At 58.1% G+C, this 22,507-nt stretch carries 19 protein-coding genes; 3 read left to right on the top strand and 16 right to left on the bottom strand.

All coding sequences use genetic code 11. From position 1 onward, the window contains the following. Positions 1–154 precede the first annotated feature (154 nt). The 5 genes from mdh to DCS96_RS14370 all read right to left on the bottom strand — a co-directional run bounded on the left by mdh (position 155) and on the right by DCS96_RS14370 (position 4,032). Entirely contained in the window at positions 155–1,093 is a 939-nt protein-coding gene (gene mdh / locus DCS96_RS14350; RefSeq protein WP_116475100.1) for a malate dehydrogenase, read from the bottom strand. A gap of 124 nt (positions 1,094–1,217) precedes the next feature. Next, positions 1,218–1,895 carry an arginine ABC transporter permease ArtM gene (gene artM, locus DCS96_RS14355; protein ID WP_116475101.1) on the bottom strand — a complete coding sequence of 226 codons (678 nt, stop codon included), beginning with the start codon at positions 1,893–1,895 and terminating at the stop codon, positions 1,218–1,220. Then, positions 1,888–2,535 (bottom strand): arginine ABC transporter permease ArtQ, encoded by a 648-nt coding sequence (gene artQ / locus DCS96_RS14360; protein WP_116475102.1) that lies wholly within the window; start codon positions 2,533–2,535, stop codon positions 1,888–1,890. Before artQ ends, artM begins: the two co-directional genes overlap by 8 nt. Position 2,536: 1 nt before the next feature. Then, positions 2,537–3,274 carry a transporter substrate-binding domain-containing protein gene (locus DCS96_RS14365; protein WP_116475103.1) on the bottom strand — a complete coding sequence of 246 codons (738 nt, stop codon included), beginning with the start codon at positions 3,272–3,274 and terminating at the stop codon, positions 2,537–2,539. 20 nt (positions 3,275–3,294) lie between these two features. After that, complete coding sequence (locus tag DCS96_RS14370) at positions 3,295–4,032, bottom strand: ATP-binding cassette domain-containing protein (protein WP_116475104.1); 738 nt, start codon at positions 4,030–4,032, stop codon at positions 3,295–3,297. Positions 4,033–4,165: 133 nt separating this feature from the next. Between DCS96_RS14370 and argR the strand changes: the two genes are divergently transcribed. Next, positions 4,166–4,666: a transcriptional regulator ArgR gene (argR, locus tag DCS96_RS14375; RefSeq protein ID WP_408646013.1), complete on the top strand. Its 501-nt coding sequence runs from the start codon at positions 4,166–4,168 to the stop codon at positions 4,664–4,666. A 71-nt stretch (positions 4,667–4,737) separates the two neighbouring features. Here argR and DCS96_RS14380 read toward each other — a convergent pair whose 3' ends face one another. The 6 genes from DCS96_RS14380 to DCS96_RS14405 all read right to left on the bottom strand — a co-directional run bounded on the left by DCS96_RS14380 (position 4,738) and on the right by DCS96_RS14405 (position 11,334). After that, positions 4,738–5,664 (bottom strand): Dyp-type peroxidase, encoded by a 927-nt coding sequence (locus DCS96_RS14380; RefSeq protein ID WP_116475105.1) that lies wholly within the window; start codon positions 5,662–5,664, stop codon positions 4,738–4,740. 132 nt (positions 5,665–5,796) lie between these two features. Further along, positions 5,797–6,879, bottom strand: coding sequence for an ABC transporter ATP-binding protein (locus tag DCS96_RS14385; protein ID WP_116475106.1), 1,083 nt, complete (start codon positions 6,877–6,879; stop codon positions 5,797–5,799). Then, positions 6,879–8,501 (bottom strand): ABC transporter permease, encoded by a 1,623-nt coding sequence (locus DCS96_RS14390; RefSeq protein WP_116475107.1) that lies wholly within the window; start codon positions 8,499–8,501, stop codon positions 6,879–6,881. Before DCS96_RS14390 ends, DCS96_RS14385 begins: the two co-directional genes overlap by 1 nt. Positions 8,502–8,535: 34 nt before the next feature. Further along, complete coding sequence (locus DCS96_RS14395) at positions 8,536–9,549, bottom strand: Fe(3+) ABC transporter substrate-binding protein (protein ID WP_116475108.1); 1,014 nt, start codon at positions 9,547–9,549, stop codon at positions 8,536–8,538. Between the two features lie 204 nt (positions 9,550–9,753). Beyond that, positions 9,754–10,980, bottom strand: coding sequence for an ammonium transporter (locus DCS96_RS14400; RefSeq protein WP_198650091.1), 1,227 nt, complete (start codon positions 10,978–10,980; stop codon positions 9,754–9,756). Positions 10,981–10,995: 15 nt separating this feature from the next. Continuing rightward, positions 10,996–11,334, bottom strand: a complete 339-nt coding sequence (locus DCS96_RS14405; RefSeq protein WP_116475110.1) for a P-II family nitrogen regulator — start codon at positions 11,332–11,334, stop codon at positions 10,996–10,998. A gap of 175 nt (positions 11,335–11,509) precedes the next feature. On the opposite strand from DCS96_RS14405, the gene arfB reads away from it, so the two are divergent. Then, positions 11,510–11,926 carry an alternative ribosome rescue aminoacyl-tRNA hydrolase ArfB gene (gene arfB, locus DCS96_RS14410; RefSeq protein ID WP_116475111.1) on the top strand — a complete coding sequence of 139 codons (417 nt, stop codon included), beginning with the start codon at positions 11,510–11,512 and terminating at the stop codon, positions 11,924–11,926. Between the two features lie 233 nt (positions 11,927–12,159). Here arfB and DCS96_RS14415 read toward each other — a convergent pair whose 3' ends face one another. Then, on the bottom strand, positions 12,160–12,516 hold the full coding sequence (locus DCS96_RS14415) for a YacL family protein (RefSeq protein WP_116475112.1): 357 nt from the start codon (positions 12,514–12,516) through the stop codon (positions 12,160–12,162). A 60-nt stretch (positions 12,517–12,576) separates the two neighbouring features. After that, a complete protein-coding gene (locus tag DCS96_RS14420) occupies positions 12,577–13,611 on the bottom strand; it encodes a sterol desaturase family protein (RefSeq protein WP_116475113.1) in 1,035 nt (344 codons plus the stop codon). A 398-nt stretch (positions 13,612–14,009) separates the two neighbouring features. Here DCS96_RS14420 and DCS96_RS14425 point away from each other — a divergent pair, with 398 nt between their 5' ends. Beyond that, positions 14,010–15,416, top strand: a complete 1,407-nt coding sequence (locus tag DCS96_RS14425; protein ID WP_116475114.1) for a uracil-xanthine permease family protein — start codon at positions 14,010–14,012, stop codon at positions 15,414–15,416. Between the two features lie 353 nt (positions 15,417–15,769). Here DCS96_RS14425 and acnB read toward each other — a convergent pair whose 3' ends face one another. The 3 genes from acnB to lpdA form a co-directional block, all read right to left on the bottom strand. Then, positions 15,770–18,367, bottom strand: coding sequence for a bifunctional aconitate hydratase 2/2-methylisocitrate dehydratase (gene acnB / locus DCS96_RS14430; protein ID WP_116475115.1), 2,598 nt, complete (start codon positions 18,365–18,367; stop codon positions 15,770–15,772). 225 nt (positions 18,368–18,592) lie between these two features. Continuing rightward, positions 18,593–20,839, bottom strand: a complete 2,247-nt coding sequence (locus DCS96_RS14435; RefSeq protein ID WP_116475258.1) for a patatin-like phospholipase family protein — start codon at positions 20,837–20,839, stop codon at positions 18,593–18,595. 212 nt (positions 20,840–21,051) lie between these two features. Further along, on the bottom strand, positions 21,052–22,479 hold the full coding sequence (gene lpdA / locus DCS96_RS14440; protein WP_116475259.1) for a dihydrolipoyl dehydrogenase: 1,428 nt from the start codon (positions 22,477–22,479) through the stop codon (positions 21,052–21,054). Positions 22,480–22,507 lie beyond the last annotated feature (28 nt).

Raw genomic sequence — 22,507 nt, forward strand, 5'->3', positions numbered from 1 at the left:
GATCAATATTGGCGACAGCCATCGCTGCCGAATCGCGGCAGCCACAATAAGAAGCAATGCCCCAGATTGCAATTCCCTTGTATGAAATTATCAGGTCTGCATGTAAAAACAAAAAGGGAGCCAAGGCTCCCTTTTAACCGGTAAACTCTGTAACTTACTGGTTTACAAATTCCACACCCTTGGCGATATCGCCTTTCAGGGTTTCCAGCATACCGTCCATGGCGGCCTGTTCATAGGCGCTGACGGCGCCGTAGGGCAGGACTTTCTCTACGCCGTTTTTACCCAGCAACACGGGCTGGGCGAAGAACTGGGCATGCTCGCTGCCGCCGTCTACATAGGTGCATTCCACCACATTGGCTTCACCCTGCATGGCCTTGACCAGCGACAGCGCAAAACGGCAAGCCGCCTGACCCATGGACAGGGTAGCGGAGCCGCCGCCGGCCTTGGCCTCGACCACTTCGGTACCGGCATTCTGGATACGGTAGGTCAGCTTCTCGATTTCCTCATCAGAGAAAGAAACGCCTTCGACCTGGGACAGCAGTGGCAGTATGGTCACACCGCTGTGGCCGCCGATCACGGGAACCTTCACCTGGGTCACGTCCAGGCCCTTGGCTTCGGCGACAAAGGTCTCGGCACGGATCACGTCCAGGGTGGTGATGCCGAACAGCTTGTTCTTGTCGTACACGCCGGCTTTCTTCAGCACTTCGGCCGCGATCGGCACTGTGGTGTTCACCGGATTGGTGATGATACCGATACAGGCCTTGGGTGCAGCAGCGGCGCATTTTTCAATCAGGTTCTTGACGATACCGGCGTTCACGTTGAACAGGTCGGCACGATCCATGCCCGGCTTGCGCGCCACACCGGCGGAAATCAGTACCAGATCGGCACCGACCAGGGCGGGAGTGGGATCCTCACCGCTGAAGCCGACAATGCTGACCGGGGTAGGGATATGGCTCAGATCCGCGGCAACACCGGGAGTCACGGGAGCGATATCATACAGGCTTAATTCAGAACCGGCGGGCAGATTGTTTTTTAACAGCAGGGCCAGAGCCTGACCGATACCACCGGCAGCTCCGAGTACGGCAACTTTCATAGCTGAACTCCGTTTATTATTGAATAGTTATACGTTTCCTAGGCTGTAGCAACATAACCAAAGCGCCCGGGAAAGACAATGCCTTAACCGCTCCGAAGTCGGTTTATGTGACGCCGGAACCGGTTCACCCCTGAGTCTGGAATACCAGGGCCCTGCGCTCCAGCAGTCGAAACAACAGAGTAAGAGTCCCATTGAGAACCAAATAGATCAGACCCGCCAGGGCAAACACCACCAGGGTGTCGTAGGTCTGGGCATTCAGCCGCTGGGCCAGACCCATGATGTCCATGATGGTGATGGTACTGGCCAGGGAACTGCCCTTGAGTACCAGGATTACCTCGTTGGAATAGGCAGGTATCACCCGCCGTCCCGCATGGCGCAGCTTGATGCTCAGGGTCTGCCAGGCATTCATGCCGAGTGCCCGGCAGGCCAGTATTTCCCCTTTGGGTACCGCATCCAGGGCCCCCTTGAACAGTCGGCAGGTATAGGCACCGGCATTCAGTCCCAGGGCCAGCACGATGCAAAACCCCGGTTCCCGCAGGTATTGCCAGGCCCAGCTGGCTTTCAGCCAGTCAAACTGGGCCGGACCGTAATAAATCAGGAAAATCTGCACCAGCAAGGGAGTGCCGGTGAACAGTAACAGATAGCCTTCGGCCAGCTGGGCCAGTAACGGGACTTTCTGTTCCAGTATCCAGGTCAGCAACAGGGCGATAAGCAGCCCCAGTAGCAGACCGGAAAAGGTAATCCACAGGGTGACCCTGACCCCCATCAGCAGGGTGGGAAGGTATTCTAGCCAGTCAGTCATAACGCGTTACCCTCGCCTGCAGACGGCGTATTCCATGTTGGCTGATGATGGTAATGGCCAGATAGATCAGCGCCGCCGTGCCGTACCAGGTAAAGGGTTGGTAGCTGCTGGCAGAAATCATCTTGGCCTGATGCATCAGGTCGTGTACCCCGATCAACGACACCAGCGCCGTATCCTTGAGCAGGATCAGCCACTGGTTGCCCAGCCCCGGCAGCGCATGACGCCAGGTTTGCGGCAACACAATGCGGCAGAAACTGTACAGGGGCGGCAGACCCAGGGCCTGCGCTGCCTGTCGCTGCCCCCTCGGCACCGCGTTCAGGGCGCCACGCAGGGTCTGGGCGGCATAGGCGGCAAACAGCAGGGAGAGGGCCGTTACCCCGCACCAGAAGGGACTGAACTCCAGATACTCACCGGTCAGCAAAAACAGCAGCTGGGTAGAACCAAAATAGATAAAGAACACCACCAGAATTTCCGGCAGGCCACGCAGGCAGGTGGTGATGGCCACCGCCGGCCAGCGCAGCCAGACGCGGCGGCTCATTTCCGCGGCACTGAACAGCACCGCCAGCACCAGGCCGAGCACCAGTGACACCAATGCCAGCCCCAGGGTCATCAGGGCGGCATTCAACAGATGGTTCAGCATCTCAGTGCGGGAAGTACTTTTGGTAGAGGCTATCGTAGCGGCCGTCGGCCTTGATCTCGGCCAGCGCCTTGTTCAGCTGCTCCAGTAATGCCTGGTTGCCTTTGGTCACTGCAATTCCAAAGCCGGTGCCGAAATAATCGGCATCGGTAATGGGGTCGCCCACCACCGTATAACCGGATTGCTTGGCCAACCACTCACCGACCACGGCGGTATCGGCAAACACCCCGTCGAGGCGGCCATTGGTCATATCCAGCAGGGCATCCTGTACACTTTGATAGGGCCGGGATTGCAGGCCCTCTGCCTCCAGCTTGTCCTGAATGTATTTTTGGTGGGAGGTGCCGTTTTGTACCCCCACGGTTTGCTTTAGCAGAGAATCCAGGCTTTCGTACTTGCCGGCCGGGGCGACGAACACCGCCGAATTTTCATAGTAGATATCGCTGAAATCCACCTGCTCTGCCCGTTCGGGGGTCACATCCATGGCGGCGATGGCAGCATGATAGCGACGGAACTTGAGGCTGGGGATCAGGCTGTCGAAGGCCTGATTGTGGAAGCTGCACTCGAGCTCGGCCTGGGCACACAGGGTCTTGGCCAGCTCGATATCGAAGCCCTGCATTTCGTTGTTATCGTCAACGTATTCAAAGGGGGGATAGGCGGCATTGGTGACAAACTTCACTTCTTCCGCCTGAACGGCCGACGCAGACACCGCCAGCAATGCCAGAGACAACAGGGTTTTCTTCATGGTCACATCCTTAACGCCAATCAATGAGTAAGAAATTCGGCCAGGCGCCGGGTCTGGGGCTGACTGAGCCGGTCGGCATCACCGTACTCCACCAGCTTGCCCTGCTCCAAATAGGCCACCTTGGTCGCCACCCGGCGGGCAAAGCCGACCTCGTGGGTCACCACCACCTGGGTGATACCGGTTTTTCCCAGTTGCAGAATGATCTCCGCCACCTCTTTGGTGATTTCTGGATCCAGTGCCGCCGTCGGTTCGTCGAACAGCAACACGGAGGGATTCATCATCAGCGCCCGGGCGATGGCCACCCGTTGCTGCTGACCACCGGACAGGGCGCCGGGCCAGGCCTGGCGTTTATCCGCCAGCTTGAGCTGTGCCAGCAACTCGCCGGCCCTGTCTCTGGCCTTGGCCTTGTCCATGCCCAATACCTTGAGCGGCGCCTCCAGCAGGTTCTGCTCCACCGTCAGGTGCGGCCACAAGTGATATTGCTGAAACACCATGCCGACCTTGCACCTGAGCTGTTGGGCCTGCTTGTGCAAGGTTCTGGGATTGGGGGCAGGAAAACTGAAGTGCTGGCCGGCAATGGTCAGCTCACCGGCATCGGGAATATCCAGCAGGTTGAGCAGCCGCAGCAGCGAACTCTTGCCGGCACCACTGGGGCCGAGCAGCACCAAAGTCTCGCCGGCATCACACTGCAGGGACACCCGGCTGAGGATTTCCTGGCCCGACCAGGACTTACAAATATCGCTGAACTCTATGCCCATGTGCTATTTTCACATTCTCTGTTAGAGATTTCAGCTGATTCTATTTTACATTCAGCTGATTGCAAGCTAATTCTGCATCTTTATGCAATACAAATGACTAATCCTTGATAATACTGCCTTATGGATAGACAATATGCCTTATTCCACCACTCTCAGCCGGCTCCAAAAAATGAACGAGAAGCAAGAACAACTCATTAAGGCCTTCAAAGCACTGCTCAAGGAAGAAAGGTTCGGCTCCCAGGCTGAAATTGTCAATGCCCTTCAGGAGCAGGGATTTGACAATATCAATCAGTCCAAGGTATCACGCATGCTGAGCAAGTTCGGTGCCGTGCGTACCCGTAACGCCAAGATGGAAATGGTCTATTGCCTGCCCGTCGAGCTGGGTGTTCCCACCAGCAGCAGCCAGTTGAAGAACCTGGTACTGGATGTCGGCCACAACAATGCCCTGATCGTGATCCACACCAGTCCTGGTGCCGCCCAGCTGATAGCCCGCATGCTCGACTCGCTCGGCAAGGCCGAAGGCATATTGGGCACTATTGCCGGGGACGATACCATTTTTATCACCCCCACCCATAACACCCCGATAGAAGAACTTTATCAGAGCGTGCTGGACTTGTTTGAGCAATACGTCTGAACCGAGACTAGGGACTTGGGAGTGGAGTACAGTCCCCGCTCTCAAGTCCCTGATCTCCAGTTCTCCAGTCCCTAACTCCCGCCTAACAGGTCGCCCTGGCGAGCCAGCCACTCCAAGGACGGCGCGAAAAACGCACTGCCTGTTTCCGCCTGGGTAAAGAGGGTGAGGTGATCGAAGTTCCCCGCCCCGTCCCCCTGAAACATGCTTTCCAACATACGGGTGAAATGCAGCGGGGTATAACAGCAGGAAATAAACACCAGACCCTGCTCGGTGGCATTACCCCAGGGCATGCTCTGCCGCAATATTTCCATGCTTTTTCCCAGCTCGTCTTTCAGGCTGGTGCGCTTGGTATGGGCGGTCAGCGGCTTGCGCGCCGACTCATACTCGATATTCTCCAACTTGGTACGGCCATAGACGTCTTCCTGCTGCCTGACCGGCAGCTTCCGCCACTTGGCCATGCGATGGCGATAATGCTGCACATGAAGATAGCTGCCACCGGCAAAGCGTCCCTCGGCTACCAGCGCCACTTCTGCCCTGTGCTCATCCTGAGGGTTCTCGGTACCATCGACAAAACCGGTGAAATCACGGCTGTCCAGGTAACGGAATCCTTGCCGTTCATAGGTCAGCTCCGCCAGCCCGGCAAGCAACGACATCACCTGCTGGCTGGCGATATAGGCCACATCCAGCCGATCTGCCCTGAACTGGAAGAAGAGATCATAAGGGGTTTCGGGCGCCTGTCGATCTCCCGCCTGCTGGGCCGGAAACGCGCTCAGCCCGGCGGGCCTGGCGTGGGGATAAATATCATCCCAAGCGTTGTTGCCGATAGCCACCAGGCCGGAAAAGCTGGCCTCCGGGTATTGTTCGGCGGTGTGCTGCCAGAAGACCGGCAGCTCTGCCAGGGCTTGCCGCACCTGCTCCCGCTTGCCGGGAATCAGATTGAACATCAGATAAAAGGCATGAAGGTTGGGCTCGGCACAGATGCCTGCTTGTGGTGTCATTCGCCTGCTCTCCTATAGGGAAACAACCCAGTATAACGTGAGCCATACGGCAACAGGCAAGTGCGAACAGGTGGCAGCAGTGACCAAGGAAGGAGGATTTGACGACTCCCTCCCCCGGGGGCCCATCTCTTATCAACCCAACTTGCGCATCGGTTCCGTCTGATTACTGCTTGCCTCGGCGTCGGGGAAGAACGTCAGTGAATGGGGACTGATACTGACATTGACCTGACTGACCGCCGGCAAGGGTTCATTGATACTGACCTCGAGGCGTACCCCCCGGCATTCGACCAGGCAGCGGGTATGGCTGCCGAGGAACTGCTGCTCCAGTACCCGGCCATTGCCCTGCTCCGCCAGCGCCAGCTGTATTTGCCTGGGCCTGAGCAACAGGTGCCCATGGGTACCGGCGGCCAGGCTCAACGCCGACACACTGCTGACGCGGCCAAAGGGGGTGCTGACACTATGACTGTCCAGCACCTGCCCCGGCACATAATTGGCCAGCCCCAGAAAATCGGCTACAAAACGGCTCTCAGGATGCTGATACAGGGTCTGCGGCCGGCCCACCTGCTCGATATGGCCGGCCCGGAACAGCGCCAGCTTGTCGGAGAAGGCGAAGGCTTCTTCCTTGCTGTGGGTGACAAACATGGCGCTAATCCCCTGACCCTTCAGCAATCCCCGGATCTCGCCGATCAGCCGCATCCTCACCTGGGTGTCGATATTGGAAAAAGGCTCGTCCAGCAGCATCAACCTGGGCTGGCAGATCAGTGCCCGGGCTATCGCCACCCGCTGCTGCTGACCGCCCGACAGCTGGTGCGGATAACGCTCGCCCAGCTCCGCCAGATTGACCAGCTCCAGGGCCTCGGCGACCCGGGCCCGGATCCTGGCCTTGTTCTTTTCCTTGTTCACCAGGCCGAAGGCGACATTGTCCGCCACCGTCAGATGCGGGAACAGTGCATAATCCTGGAATATCATGCCAATGTTGCGCAGCTCGGGCACCAGCGCCACACCAGAGCCATTCACCTGCCGGTCGTGGATGCTAATTTCCCCCCGGGATACCGGCAGCAGCCCCGCCACCGCCTTCAACAGCGTGGTTTTGCCGCAGCCGCTGGCCCCCAGCAGGCACATGATTTCATTCTCCGCCACCGACAGGGAGAGGTTATCCAAGATGGGCTTGCCGTTATAACTGCAACGAATACCCTTTATATCCAAGGCGGCCATCAGTGATGCTGCTCCAGAGAACGGTTTAAAAATATCAGCGGGATCAACCCGACCAGCACGATAACAATGGCAGGCAGGGCGCCCAGCTCGAGTTGCTCATCGGACACGAATTGATACACATAGGTCGCCAGAGTATGGAAGTTGAAGGGGCGCAGCAACAAGGCCGCCGGCAGCTCCTTCATGCACTCGATAAACACCAGCAGGGCCCCGGCCAGTATCCCTTTGCGGATCAGGGGAATATGCACCCGGGCAATCATGCCGCCCGGACCATAGCCGAGGGTCTGGGTAACCATATCCAGCGACGGTGAGACCTTGTTGATGCTGCTTTCCACCGCGCCCACCGCCATGGCCGAGAAACGCACCAGATAGCCGAAGGCAATGGCGGTCATGGTGCCGGTCAGCACCAGCCCGGGCTCCTTCAACCCCAGTACCAGCGCCAGATCATTGATGACAAAGTCCATGCCGGTCAAGGGGATCAACACGCCAATCGCCAGCACAGTGCCCGGCAGGGCATAGCCCATGGACGCCAACCGCATGGGCAGCACCGTATAGGTCTTGCCCTTCAACCGGTGGCTCATGGCAAGCATCACCGCCAGCCCGATGGCCAGCACAGCCACCAGGGTCGACAGCAGCAGGCTGTTGGCGCTGTACTCGAAGAACCTGGCGTTCCATGCCTGATCGAAATAATGCACCGCGTGATAACAGAGGATGCCGAAGGGCAGCAGGAAGCCGATGGTCACCAGCCCCCAGCAATAGCCCAGGGCAGCCAGGCGAGTCAGGCCGGTCAGCCGGTAACCGCATTCCTGCTCATGCTCCATGGTTTTCTGGAACACCTGCTGACGCTTGCGACTCATGCGTTCCATGCTCAGCAGCAGCATGACCACCAGCAGCATGATGGCGGCAATCTTTGCGGCTGCATTGAGGCTGCCGTAGCCCAGCCAGGTATCGTAGACTGCCGTGGTCAGGGTACTGACCGCGAAAAAGTGAACTGTGCCGAAATCGGCCAGGGTCTCCATGGCTACCAGTGACAGGCCGACGGCGATGCTCGGCCGCGCCAGGGGCAGGCTCACCCGCTTGAAACTCTGCCAGGGAGTACAGCCCAGCAGACGGCTGGACTGAACCAGGTTGGTGGACTGTTCGAGGAAGGCGGTTCGGGCCAGCAGATAGACATAGGGATAGAGCACCAGTCCCAGCACGATGGCCGCCCCACCCAGGGTGCGGATAGCGGGAAAATGATAGTCCGCAGAAGAGTGCCAGCCGAACCAGCCGCGCAAGGCAGACTGGACCGGGCCGGAATAATCGAGCAGATCCGTATAGACGAAGGCCACTATGTAGGAAGGCATGGCCAGGGGCAGGATCAGCGCCCATTGCAGCCAGCGCTTGCCCGGCAGTTCGCACATGGCCATCAGCCAGGCGGCGGGCAGCCCGCACAACAGGCTGAAACCCATCACCGCCAGCACCAACCAGAAGGTATTGCCAATGTACACAGGCAACACGGTACTCCACAGATGATGAAAGATATCCTCTGTGGGTAAAAAGGCCTCATAGACCAGGGCCAAAACAGGCAAAGTCAGCAGCAGGGCCAGGCCCCAGCTGCTGACTGTCCAACCAAGTCTTTTCATCTATTACTCTACACGGGGGCGCACCCCCGTCTTTTTACAGATCGTATTGGACCTCGTCCAGCAATTGCAGCGCTTCTTTGGCATGTTTTGCCACATCGGTCAGCGGCAAGGTATCGGACTTGAACTCGCCCCAGCCCTTGACCAGCTCGGATGGCTCAACGCCCGGCTTGACCGGATACTCATTGTTGGCGGAGGCATACAGGTGCTGAGCCTGATCGTTGCTCAGGAACTCCATCAGCTTGACCGCCGCATCCTTGTTCTTGGCATGCTTGGTCAAAGCCATGGCGGAAATATTCACATGGGTGCCACGATCCGCCTGGTTGGGGAAGTTGATATGAACAGCTTCGGCCCACTCACGCTGCTTGTCGTTGGTCAGCATGACGCCGTAGTAGTAGCTGTTGCCCAGGGAGTAATCACAGACCCCGTCCTTGATGGCCTTGACCTGATCCCGGTCGCCGCCCTGAGGCTTCTGCGCCAGGTTGGCCTTCAGACCTTCCAACCAGGTTTTGGTGTATTCGCTGCCATGCTCGGCAATCATGGAGGCAGTCAGCGCCACATTGTAGGGGTGCTTGCCGCTGCGGGTACACAACTTGCCCTTGTATTTGGGATCCGCCAGCTCTTCATAGGTGATGTCGTCACGCTTGCCTACTCGCTCCACCGAACTGTACACGGCCCGGGCGCGTGTGGTCAGGGCAAACCAGCGGCCATCGGCATCCCGATACTGGGCCGGAATGTTTTCCTCCAGCACCTTGTTGTCCAGCGGCTGGGTCAGGTCCTTGTCGACCACATCCATCAAGCGGCTGACATCGACAGTCAACACCAGATCGGCCGGTGACAGGCGCCCTTCCCGCTCCAGGCGCTCACCCATGCCATTCTTGATGAACACCACATTGACATCGATGCCGGTGTCCTTGGTAAAGGCCTCGACGATAGGGGCGATCAGGAAGTCCTGACGGTTGGAATAGACGTTCACCTCTTCGGCAAAGGCATTGGCGGACACACTGCTTACCAACACAGCGGCAGCGGACAACAGGTGTTTATGGTGCATTATCCAGGTTCCATTTGGTTGATTGAGAATAATTAGCATTTAGCAGTATACATTTGTAGCTAACGTAATCAATAGCCAGATCATGACTGAATAAGAAAAATTTTCATCCGCACTCGTTTTACCCGGCCTGCTGACTCAATACGAAAAAAGGGGGACCCAGGGTCCCCCAAAAAACCAGGCTCGGCAGCCTCGTCAAATCATCAATCAGTTTTGCTTCACGGTCACGAATTCAGGATAGGCATCGATACCGCAGTCGATCATGTCCATGCCGGACAGTTCTTCTTCTTCGGTCACGCGGATCCCCATGACCTGCTTAAGCACATACCAAACCAGCAGGCTGGCGCCAAATACCCAGGCACCGATCACCAGGATACCGGCCAACTGGGCCCATACGCTGACGTCGTCGTTGGCCACCGGCACCAGCAGCAGGCCGAAGATACCGCAAACACCGTGCACCGAGATGGCGCCGACCGGATCATCGATGCGCAGCTTGTCCAGGCTGACGATGGCATAGACCACCAGCACACCGGCCAGCAAACCGATGGACGCGGCCCACAAATGACCGGGCGACAGGGGATCGGCGGTAATGGCCACCAGGCCGGCCAGGGCGCCGTTCAGTACCATGGTAAGATCGGCCTTGCCCCAGGTCAGCTTGGTGACCAGCAGGGCGCCGATGGCACCGGCGGCGGCGGCAGCATTGGTGTTAACAAAAATCTTGGCCACTGCGGTGGCGTTCTCCACATCGGACACCAGCAGCTGGGAGCCCCCGTTAAAGCCGAACCAGCCCATCCACAAGATAAAGGTACCCAGGGTCGCCAGCGGCATGTTGGAGCCGGGAATCGGATGGATGGCGCCGTTCTTGCCGTATTTCCCCTTGCGGGCACCCAGCAGCAGTACACCGGCCAGGGCGGCGGCGGCACCGGTCATATGCACTATGCCCGAGCCCGCGAAGTCGGTGAAGCCCCACTCGGACAGGAAGCCGCCGCCCCAAGTCCAGTAGCCTTCCAACGGGTAGATAAAGGCGGTCAGCACCACCGAAAAGGCCAGGAAGGCCCACAGCTTCATGCGCTCGGCCACGGCACCGGAAACGACAGACATGGCCGTCGCCACGAACACCACCTGGAAGAAAAAGTCGGATTCCAGGGCATGATCGGCGCCCTCAGCCTGACTGCCGATCAGGCCGCCCAGGCTGGGCAGCCAACCGCCTTCGGCATTGTCCACATACATGATGTGGTAACCCACCAGCAAATACATGGTGCAGGCAATGGCGAACAACAGAATATTCTTGGTCAGGATCTCGGTGGTGTTCTTGGCTCGTACCAGGCCAGCCTCCAGCATGGCGAAGCCAGCCGCCATCCACATCACCAGCACACCGGACATCAGGAAATAAAAGGTGTCCAGGGCAAATTTCACTTCAGTTAGTGCATCCATCATGCATTCCCTCGCTTAAATCGCTTCAATATCCCGCTCACCGGTACGGATACGCACGGTTTGCTGCAGGTCGTAAACAAAAATCTTGCCGTCGCCTATCTTGCCGGTATAGGCGGTGTCGCAGATTGCCTCCAGCACACGTTCGACCTGTTCGGTCTGAGTGGCGATTTCCAGTTTGATTTTGGGCAGGAAGTCCACCGTGTACTCGGCTCCCCGGTACAATTCGGTATGGCCTTTCTGCCGGCCAAATCCCTTTACTTCCGAGACTGTCATCCCTTCGATGCCGACCTCGGCAAGGGCCGAACGCACGTCGTCCAGCTTGAATGGTTTGATAATGGCGCAGATCATTTTCATGGCTAGTTCCCTTGTGTAAGCCTGGGTTAATCAGATATAAACAATATTCGTGCCAGTTTTTTATTTCTTTATTTTCAAATGGTTATACGTAAAAAATAGATTAAGGCGCCCGCTGTGATATGATCCTGGTGCAGGCCAAACTATGAACGCACCGAAATGGTGCAATGGAGTCGTAATGTTATCCCTATCGGCCCGGGTACAGATCCCCGAGCAGGAACTGGAGTTTTTAACCATGCGGGCCAGCGGCCCCGGTGGCCAGCATGTGAACAAGACCGATTCGGCGGTGCAGCTGCGCTTCGACTACGCCAACAGCCCCACCCTGCCCGATGCATACAAGGTGGGGCTGAGTAAGATGAAGGATCACCGGGTGCTGGAATCGGGCTGCATCCTGATCCGATGCGAGAGCTATCGCAGCCAGTTGCAAAACAAGGAAACCGCCAGGGAAGCGCTACTCACCCTGCTGCAACAGGCCGCCCGGCCGGTCAAGGTGCGCCGGGCGACCAAACCAAGCAAGGCCGCCAAGCGCAAGCGCACGGACAGCAAGACCCACAGAGGCAAGATCAAGAGCGGGCGGGGGAAGATCACGTTTTAAGTTGCAAGCCAGAAACAGCAAGAGGATCGAGTTGGCGGCTGGTGATAGGTTGCGTCAGCGACTTGGGGCGGTTGACGATGAGCGACGCGAATCCCGATCTATGGCCATTAAGCGACTGAATCGAGTTCGGTATGAGAGCCCCGGAATCTCGTGCATTCAAGTAACAAGATTCCGGCTCGAAGGTATGATATGGCTGGCAGCACGGGACAGCTTAAAGCCGACAGCTTACCGCGTTAAGTTTCGATGAATTTCAGCCATTGTTTCAGCACCCGAGCCAGATCATCCAGGCCGCAACCGGCGTACAGCTCGTCATCGTAATAGGCCATGCCGTCTTCCATCTGGTCGGTATCAAAAGCCAGGGCATGGGCACTCAACTCGGCTTCTTCTCGGGTCAGCAGCAGGCTAAACTCGGGGTAAGTTTTGCTGAATTGCTGCAGTTCACATGCCTCGATGCGGCCGATAACCAGCAACAGTTCGGCCGCCTCGACGGGATCCACCTCATCGGTCAGCCACTGACCCAGGGCTTCATGGCCCATGGTAAAACGGGCCCGGTGACGCCCTTCCAGGTCCCGAAGGAATTCAAACTCCACCCATACCTCCTGCGTTAAAACGGTGATTCTACCCCTGCCAACCGGTGTCGGACAAATTTCTCAGCGCCCGGCCCCTGCTGCCGACCGTCGACCAACCAGGCGAAGTCGATCACGCAACCGGCTGATGGTGAGGATAAAGGGCAGGAAGATCAGTGCCCACAGGCTGCGGTAACGGTTGTTTTCCGGTTTTCCCGCCCCGAAGGTGAGCGGCTCTGGCTGCCAGCTGGTGACATACAGGGTACCGAACATCCAGTCCCACACCGACAAATTGGTGCCGAAGTTTCTGTTGAAATGTTTGGGATCGTTGCTGTGATGGATCTGATGCTGGGCCGGGCTGTTGATCACATGCTCGACAACCGGCCCGAACGACAACCAGATATGGGTATGCCTGAGATTGGCGGCCAGCGAGTTGAACAGTAGCACCAGGTAGCTGGATCCGAACAGGGTATACTTGCTGACGCTGCCGCCACACAGATAATAGAAACCGCCCGCGTAGGCGCCGATAAAAACGCCCTTGGCCAGTTTCTCCACCACCTTTTCCACCACATGGATTCGACTGGCAGTGGCTGGCACCAGCACCTCCGCCGAATGGTGCACTTTGTGAAATTCCCACAGCCAGCGGCAATGAAAGACCCGGTGCACCCAGTAATGCACGCAGTCGGCCACCAGGAACAGGCCCAGACCATAGAGCATCATCAGCCCCATGTTTTCACCCAGGCGCGGCCGCTCGCCCCAGACCCGGGTGAAGAATCCCATATAGTCCCGGGACTCCCAGATATGGGGCTCCACCAGCCCAACCACCGGTAGCACAAACAGCAGCTTGAGCACACCGCGCAACAGGTAGTACTGATAGTCCAGCAAGGCCGAGGGATGGAACAACACATCGCGGCCGCCGATAAAGCGCCAATAGCTACTGGCTGTCGTGGTGCCATCCTGGCGGCGCAGTAGATAGAGCCCCAGGGCCGCCAGATAGGATATGCCCAGAAACCAGACCGAGAAGCGCCCATTGAGATCGAAGATACCAATCAGCCTGTCGATCAGCGGATCCCATAGCAGGACCTGCAAGGATACGAGCAGTTCATCGAGGCGTTCCATGTTTCATCTCCGTGCAATTCATTCGGTCTGACACTCCAAGTTCCGGTGCGCACGAGATTCTAAAAGAAAACCATTCGCAACACCATGCAAATAAGTAGGTGCCTGTAGTCCCCCACCCTGGTACCTGCACGTGCACGGTTTGTTTCGGAACAACGGCTATCAGCAATAGCATTGTTCACGGTAATGCATACACTCTTAATTCAAAGGAAACTGGCCTGACAGATTTATCTCCAGTATCCTAGCCGCGATCCTCAAATTAAGGAGAGATTCGATCACATTTTTCAATGCATGCAGATAAAAACTCCTCACCTAAAAAAGATGACCGTCCATACAAGCCAATAATAATCACAACCAGGTCATCTACGTAACAAATCGTATACACCAACGGAACACAAACAATGCACCATCACCCGCAAGCTCAGGTCAGCCAGCAGGATCTGGTCTACAGGCTGTACGACAAGCCCCCTTTTATGCAATCCCTGTTCGCCGCCATCCAGCACCTGCTGGCCCTGTTCGTGGCCGTCGTTACCCCACCGCTGATCATCTGCCAGACCCTGGGTATCCCCGCCGCCGATACCGCCCATATCATCAGCATGTCGTTGTTTATCACCGGCATAGCCTCCTTCATCCAGATGAGGCGGTTCGGGCCCGTGGGTACCGGCCTGCTGTCCATCCAGGGCACCAGCTTTAACTTCCTGGGTCCCATCATCGCCAGCGGCCTGGCCATGAAAGACGGCGGCGTCACCACCGAAACCATGCTCGCCGCCATCTTCGGCACCGCGCTGCTGGCCGCGCCGACCGAGATGATCTTGTCCCGCTTCCTGCACCTGGCCCGGCGCCTCATCTCGCCCCTGGTCAGCGGTATTATCGTCACCCTGATCGGTCTGACCCTGATCCAGCTGGGACTGCTGTCCATCGGTGGCGGCTTCGGCGCCATGCAGGACGGCAGCTTCGGTGCGATGGACAACCTGATGATGGCCGGTACCGTACTTGCCATCATCATTCTGATGAACCGCAGCCGTAATCCCTATATCCGCCTGTCATCCATCCTGGTCGCCATGGTGACCGGTACCCTGCTGGCCTGGGGGATGGACAAGCTGACACCGGTTGGCGACAGCCTGCCGACCATGGCCCTGCCCATTCCCATGCAATACGGCCTGGGCTTCGATGCCTCGCTGTTTATCCCTCTGGTGCTGGTGTACCTGATCACCGCCCTGGAAGCCATCGGTGATACCACTGCCACCTCGGAAGTGTCAGGCGAACCGGTTAAGGGACCTGTTTATATGGGCCGCCTCAAGGGCTGCGTACTCGGCGACGGCGTCAACTCTTCCCTGGCTTCGCTGTTCAACACTTTTCCGGTATCCACCTTCAGCCAGAACAATGGGGTGATCCAGATGACCGGCGTCGCCAGCCGCCATGTGGGCTTCTTCGTGGCCGCCATCCTGGTACTGATGGGCCTGTTCCCGGCCATCAGTACCCTGATCCAGCGTATTCCCGAGCCGGTGTTGGGCGGCGCCACCCTGGTGATGTTCGGCTCGATCGCCGCCGCCGGGGTACGAATTATCTCCCGGGAAACCCTGGACCGTCGGGCGCTGTTGATCATGGCCATCTCCTTCGGTATGGGACTGGGTATCTCACAGCGTCCGGAAATACTGCAGTTTATGCCCGAGCTGGTGAAGAACGTGTTCTCTTCCGGCATCGCCGCCGGCGGCATCACCGCCATCCTGATGAACATCATCATGCCGCTGAGCCAGCCGCAACCGACAGAGCCGGAAACTGAAAGAGAGCCCACGCCGGCAGAATGAATCTGTGATTCCAACTTGAATAAAGAGCTGATCATATATCGAGTTATCTATAAACAACGCCACCAGGCAACTGGCTGGTATAAGGAGGACGAAGAGATCACCTCCACCGACCGGCACATAGAGTGTGCTTGAAGCGGGTCGATGGAGCAGACGCTTTGTCCGATATTTATACAGGGATGAAATAGATCGATTATTTACTAGGATTAGTATTACAGAGCAACAACATAGATCAGTGATTTAATCTGTTTGGTATTATTTGCGTCGGGCTCAGGCCCGCCCTACGCCTGATTTTCAGCCACAAGAAAGCCAGCCCGAAGGCTGGCTTTTGTTTACCGCATGATTCGCTAAGAGGCTTAGATAGCCTGCTGGAAAATCACGGTGTCGGCCTTTTCCACATAGCTGTCCAGCTCGTCGAAGTTCAGGTAACGATAGGTATCCGCCGCCGTGGCGTTGAGCGCCTGGGCGTATTCCTGATACTCCTCGACCGTCGGCAGCTTGCCGTGAATGGCCGCCACCGCCGCCAGCTCGGCGGAGGCCAGGTACACATTGGCACCCTTGCCCAGACGGTTGGGGAAGTTACGGGTGGAGGTGGACACCACTGTGGTGTTGTCACCGACCCGCGCCTGGTTACCCATACACAGGGAGCAGCCCGGGATCTCGATGCGGGCACCGACCCGACCGAAGATGCCGTAGTAACCTTCGGCAGTCAGCTGATCCTTGTCCATCTTGGTAGGCGGTGCCACCCACAGACGGGTCGGCAGCTGGCCCTTGTACTTGTCGAGCAGCTTGCCGGCGGCGCGGAAGTGGCCGATGTTGGTCATGCAGGAACCGATAAACACCTCGTCGATCTGCTCGCCGGTCACGTCGGACAGCAGACGGGCGTCGTCCGGATCGTTGGGGGCGCACAGAATGGGCTCCTTGATCTCGCTCATGTCGATTTCCAGCACGTGGGCGTACTCGGCATCCGCATCGGCTTCCAGCAGCTCGGGGTTGGCCAGCCACTCTTCCATGCCCTTGATGCGACGCTCCAGGGTACGGGGATCGCCGTAACCTTCGGCGATCATCCACTTCAGCATCACGATGTTGGAGTTCAGGTACTCGGCAATCGGCTCTTTATCCAGCTTGATGGTACAACCGGCAGCGGAACGCTCGGCAGTCGCATCGGCCAGTTCGAACGCCTGCTCTACTTTCAGCTGGGGCAGACCTTCGATTTCCAGAACCCGGCCGGAGAACTCGTTGATCTTGCCTTCTTTCGCCACGGTCAGCAGACCGTTCTGAATGCCGTAGTAGGGAATCGCATGCACCAGGTCACGCAGGGTAATACCGGGCTGCATTTCGCCCTTGAAGCGCACCAGTACCGATTCCGGCATGTCCAGCGGCATGACGCCGGTGGCGGCGGCGAAAGCCACCAGGCCGGAGCCCGCCGGGAAGGAAATGCCGATCGGGAAACGGGTGTGGGAGTCACCGCCGGTGCCGACGGTATCGGGCAGCAGCATGCGGTTCAGCCAGGAGTGGATAACACCGTCGCCCGGACGCAGAGACACGCCGCCGCGGTTCATGATGAAGTCCGGCAGGGTGTGGTGGGTGGTCACGTCGATCGGCTTGGGATAGGCGGCGGTGTGACAGAAGGACTGCATGGTCAGGTCGGCGGAGAAGCCCAGACAGGCCAGATCCTTCAGCTCGTCGCGGGTCATGGGGCCGGTGGTGTCCTGAGAGCCGACGGTAGTCATCTTGGGCTCGCAATACTGGTTGGGGCGCACGCCCTTCACACCACAGGCCTTGCCGACCATCTTCTGGGCCAGGGTGTAGCCCTTGCCGGAGTCGGCCACGGCGCCCGGACGCTTGAACACGGTGGAGGCATCCAGACCCAGCGCTTCGCGGGCCTTGTCGGTCAGGCCGCGGCCGATGATCAGCGGAATACGGCCGCCGGCGCGGACTTCGTCGAGCAGCACCTCGGTTTTCAGGGTGAAGGTGCTGATGACTTCGTCGCTGCCATGACGGCAAATCTTGCCCTCGTAGGGGTAGATGTCGATCACGTCACCGGTGTTCAGTTTGGTCACGTCGCATTCGATGGGCAGGGCGCCGGCATCTTCCATGGTGTTGAAGAAGATGGGGGCGATCTTGCTGCCGATACAGATACCGCCGGCACGCTTGTTGGGCACGAAGGGAATGTCGTCGCCCATGTGCCACAGCACGGAGTTGGTGGCGGACTTGCGGCTGGAGCCGGTACCGACCACGTCACCCACGTATACCAGCGGATGGCCTTTTTCCTTCAGGCTTTCAATGGCCTTGATGGGGCCGATGACACCGTCTTCGTCGGGCTCGATGCCGGGACGGGCGTTCTTGAGCATGGCCTGGGCATGCAGCGGGATGTCCGGGCGGGACCAGGCGTCCTGGGCCGGGGACAGATCATCGGTATTGGTTTCGCCGGGCACCTTGAATACGGTCATGGTGATCTTGTCGGCCAGCTTGGGACGCTCCAGGAACCACTCGGCCTCGGCCCAGGACTGCATCACCTGCTTGGCAAATTCGTTGCCGGCCTTGGCCTTTTCGTCCACGTCGTGGAAGGCGTCGAACATCAGCAGGGTGTGGCTCAGGGCTTTGGCGGCGATTGGCGCCAGGGCTTCAACATCCAGCAGTTCGATCAACGGGGCTATGTTGTAGCCGCCCTGCATGGTACCCAGCAGTTCAGTGGCCTGGGCGGGGGAAACCACAGGCGAGCTCACTTCACCCTTGGCGACGGCGGCCAGGAAACCAGCCTTTACATAGGCCGCTTCGTCAACTCCGGGGGGAATGCGAGTGGAAAGTAATTCATAAAGGAAGGATTCTTCGCCGGCAGGGGGGATTTTGAGTAATTCAACCAGGGCGGCAACTTGCTCTGCATCGAGGGGTTTGGCAACGACTCCCTCAACGGCACGTTCTTCGACGTGTTTACGATAGGCTTCAAGCACGACTGTATCCTCTTATTATCATTCGCCACCTTGGGCGGGAATATCCTTGTTAGGGCTAGTACCTTGGTACAACATCCTTGCGGACGCCGCAGCAGTATATAAGTTTTGACCAGCAATTAAAATCAGGGCCCACTACCCTTTGGTCGAACACTTGATTAAGGTAATGATTTAAAATGATTTTTTCATTTATCCCGCCGGCACACAAAACAAACAATTAGTTAACATTTAAAAGCTGAACAGATTGCCGAAATAGAGATAAAAGCTGCTTTTATCCCCTTCTCCCTCGCCGTATGCCAGATATAAGGGTCCCCAATTGGTGTCCACACCAATAAAAACACTGCCGGCGCCGAGTGCCGTCTGCCAGCGGATATCACTACCCGAACTCCAGACCCCGCCCCGCTCCAGCGAGCCCCCCACATAGACAGGTGAACGGAAGGCCCCAAAGTCATTGTCAAACCAGCGAAAGTGGTAGAGCAAGCCACCGAAGGCACTGTAACGACCGCTCAGCTGATCGGTCTGGTAACCGGACAGGTTGAACAGGCCGCCCAAACTGCGGGCAAGCACGGGGATCGGCTGCTGTGCATCGGAGCCTCCGTAACTCAACTTGGCGACCAGGGTATGCCGGTCCAGGGCAAAAGGCTGCAGCCAGTCCAGGGTATAGTCCAGCACTGTCATTTCTTCCCGTTCCCCTGCCACCTCCAGGCCATTGCGAAAATAACCGGCCCGGGTCTCGAAGGCGGTCCCCCGGGTGGGGAAGAAGACATTGTCCAGGGTATCGTGGCTGAACCTGACATAAGGCCCGAATGAATCAATATCGAAACGACTGTCGATATTGCGGGTGGCAATATCCCCCACCAGCCCCTGCACGCCCAGCGCCAGTTCACTCCAGGGCCGCAGGTTGCCCCCCAGTTCGCTGGACAGGGTCCAGGAACTGTAGTCAAAATCCAGGGTCGTCAGGGGCGCAAAGGGACTGTCGGCCACTTGCTCGCCATTAAAGAAGAAGGTGCGCCGACGTTTTTCATACTCAGCCCGCGCCTTCCAGAACAGGAGATAGCCGGTATCCAGGGGAGTATAGAACTCGCTGGCCAGTTGCTTGTTGCTGCCGAAGGTGCCCTCCACCAGCCACTCCCCGCCCAGCATATTGATATTGGTCCTCCTGAACTGGGCGCCTATCTCATAGTTGGAACGACTGGAGAAATCGTCTTCCAGGGCAAACTTCAGGTCGACAAAACCGGGCCCCCAGCTTTTTTCATTGGTGAGCACCGTCAATACCTGCTCGTCGTCCCTCTCCTCTATCTGGTAGGTGACCCGATCGAAGGCATCCAGGGCATAGAGGCGGCGGACGCCCTTTTCCAGTTCCCGGGCCTGGTGAAACTGGCCCGGCTCTACCCCCAACACATCCTTGATCACTTCATCGCTCAGGCCGGAATTGTTATCCACCTCGATCCTGTCCAGGTAAATGGCATCCGAGCGCCCCAGCCGGGCCCGCCTGTCCAGCTTGGCGGACTGGTAGGCATGATAGTCGGCCTCGCTCAGCGACAACCGGGACAGGGCCGGTAACATACCGCGCGCGGCGGCCTCGCCGCGGGCAATGATCTCCGGCATACGGTTAAAATCCCCAACCCCGATCCCCCCGATAGGCGGGCTGATCAGGATATCCTGCCCTCCCATCAACGCCTTCTGCCGTTCGGTACCGGAGCGTGTCAGGTAATTGGTCAGCTGCCCGACCATCGCCAGCGCGCTGTCCAGTTGCTCCCTGGACAGCATGGCATCGCCGATATCCACCGCTATCACCACATCGGCGCCCATCGCCTTGGCCACATCCACCGGCATATTGTTGACCACGCCGCCGTCGGCCAGCAGCCGGCCCCCCAGTTCCACCGGCTGCAGAACCCCGGGCACCGACATCGAGGCCTGCATGGCGGTGGCCAGGTGACCCCGCTTCAACACCACAGGGGTCACCGTCTCCATATCGGTGGCCACCGCCCGGTAGGGAATGGGCAACCGATCAAAATTCTTCAATTTGGGGATATTAAGGGTGCTCTGGCGCAGCAGGGCGCCCATCGCCTGGCCCTGAAAGAAACCGCCGGGCAGGCTGAGCTGCCAGGCCCTGTTGACGCCAATATCCGTCTGCAGCAAAAACTCGTCGTTTTGCCGTTTGCGGCGCAGCGACAGTTCATCCCGCGCCACCTGGTCCTGATAACCCTGATTCCAGTCCAGGGCCAGGGTCTGCCGCTCCAATTCGTCCGCATCCAGTCCCAGGGCATACATGCCCGCCACATAGGCGCCCATGCTGGTGCCGGTGATGATATCCACCGGAATGCGCTGCTCTTCCAATACCTTGATAATACCGATATGGGCCGCCCCCTTGGCGCCGCCGCCGCTCAATACCAGGGCGATTTTGGGACGCTCCGCATGGGCCGGCAGACTGATGCCGATCAGTAACAGCAACAACGGGAAAAAACGGTTCATGGGCATGACAAAATATTAGGGAAAGATAACCCCATTGTAGGGCCGGCAGCCAATAGCGGGAAGCCTGGCTGCTGCAGGAGGCCCGGTCTGGGGCAATGAAACCGGCAATATCGCGGCAGGGTCGCCGCTCTTTCTGAATAACCATTGCATCGGTGGCCGCCAGGCATAAAAAACCCGGCCGGGGCCGGGTTTTTTAGCAGCCTTGAACGGGCTTACTTCTTCTTCTTGGCCTTCGCATTCGGCAGGTCGGTAATGGACCCTTCGAAGATTTCGGCGGCCATCCCTACGGACTCGTGCAGGGTCGGATGCGCATGTACGGTCAGCGCCAAATCTTCGGCATCGGCACCCATTTCGATAGCCAGGCCGATTTCACCCAGCAGTTCGCCGGCGTTGGTACCTATGGTGGCACCACCCAGCACCCGATGAGTATCCTTGTCGAAGATCAGCTTGGTCATGCCGTAGGACGAATCGGAGGCGATGGCGCGGCCGGAAGCAGCCCAGGGGAAGCTGGCCACTTCAAAGTTCAGGCCTTTTTCCTTGGCTTCTTTCTCGGTGACACCCACCCATGCAACTTCCGGCTCGGTATAGGCGATGGAGGGGATTACCTTGGGATCGAAGTAGTGCTTCATGCCGGCGATCACTTCGGCGGCTACATGACCTTCGTGTACACCCTTGTGGGCCAGCATCGGCTGACCGACGATGTCGCCAATGGCATAGATATGCGGCACATTGGTGCGCAACTGCTTGTCGACATTGATGAAACCACGCTCATCGACATTGACGCCGGCCTTCTCGGCATCCAGTGACTTGCCGTTCGGGGTACGGCCGATGGCCACCAGTACGGCGTCGTAACGCTGGGCTTCGGCCGGGGCCTTCTTGCCTTCCATGGTCACATAAATGCCGTCTTCCTTGGCTTCAACCTTGGTGACCTTGGTTTCCAGCATCATGTTGAATTTGTCTTTCACCTGCTTGGTGAAGATCTTGATCACGTCTTTGTCGGCAGCCGGGATCACCTGATCGAACATCTCGACCACGTCGATCTTGGAGCCCAGGGCATGGTACACGGTACCCATTTCCAGGCCGATGATACCGCCACCCATGACCAGCAGCTTCTCGGGAACTTCTTTCAGCTCGAGGGCATCGGTCGAATCCCAGATCCGGGGATCTTCATGGGGAATAAAGGGCAGTTTGATCGGACGGGAACCCGCCGCGATAATGGCGTTATCAAAGGTCACGGTAGTGCTGCCGGCTTCGCCTTCCACCTGCAGGGTATTGGCGCCGGTGAACTTGGCCAAACCATTGACCACCTTGACCTTGCGCATCTTGGCCATGCCACCCAGGCCCTGGGTCAGCTGGCCGATCACCTTCTCTTTGTGACCGCGGATCTTGTCCAGATCGATCTCCGGCTCGCCGAAGCTGACGCCGTGGGAAGCCATCATCTTGGCTTCGCCAACCACCTTGGCGATATGCAGCAAAGCTTTGGAGGGGATACAGCCCACGTTCAGACACACACCACCCAGGGTGGCATAGCGCTCGACGATAACCGTTTCCAGACCCAGATCGGCGGCACGGAAGGCAGCAGAATAGCCTGCGGGGCCCGCGCCCAATACCACTACCTGAGCTTTTACTTCTTGACTCATGGTGACCTCTATTATGATTATTTCGCCC

Origin of the sequence: Zobellella maritima (genome assembly GCF_003075035.1) — a bacterium.
GTDB lineage: Bacteria > Pseudomonadota > Gammaproteobacteria > Enterobacterales > Aeromonadaceae > Oceanimonas > Oceanimonas maritima.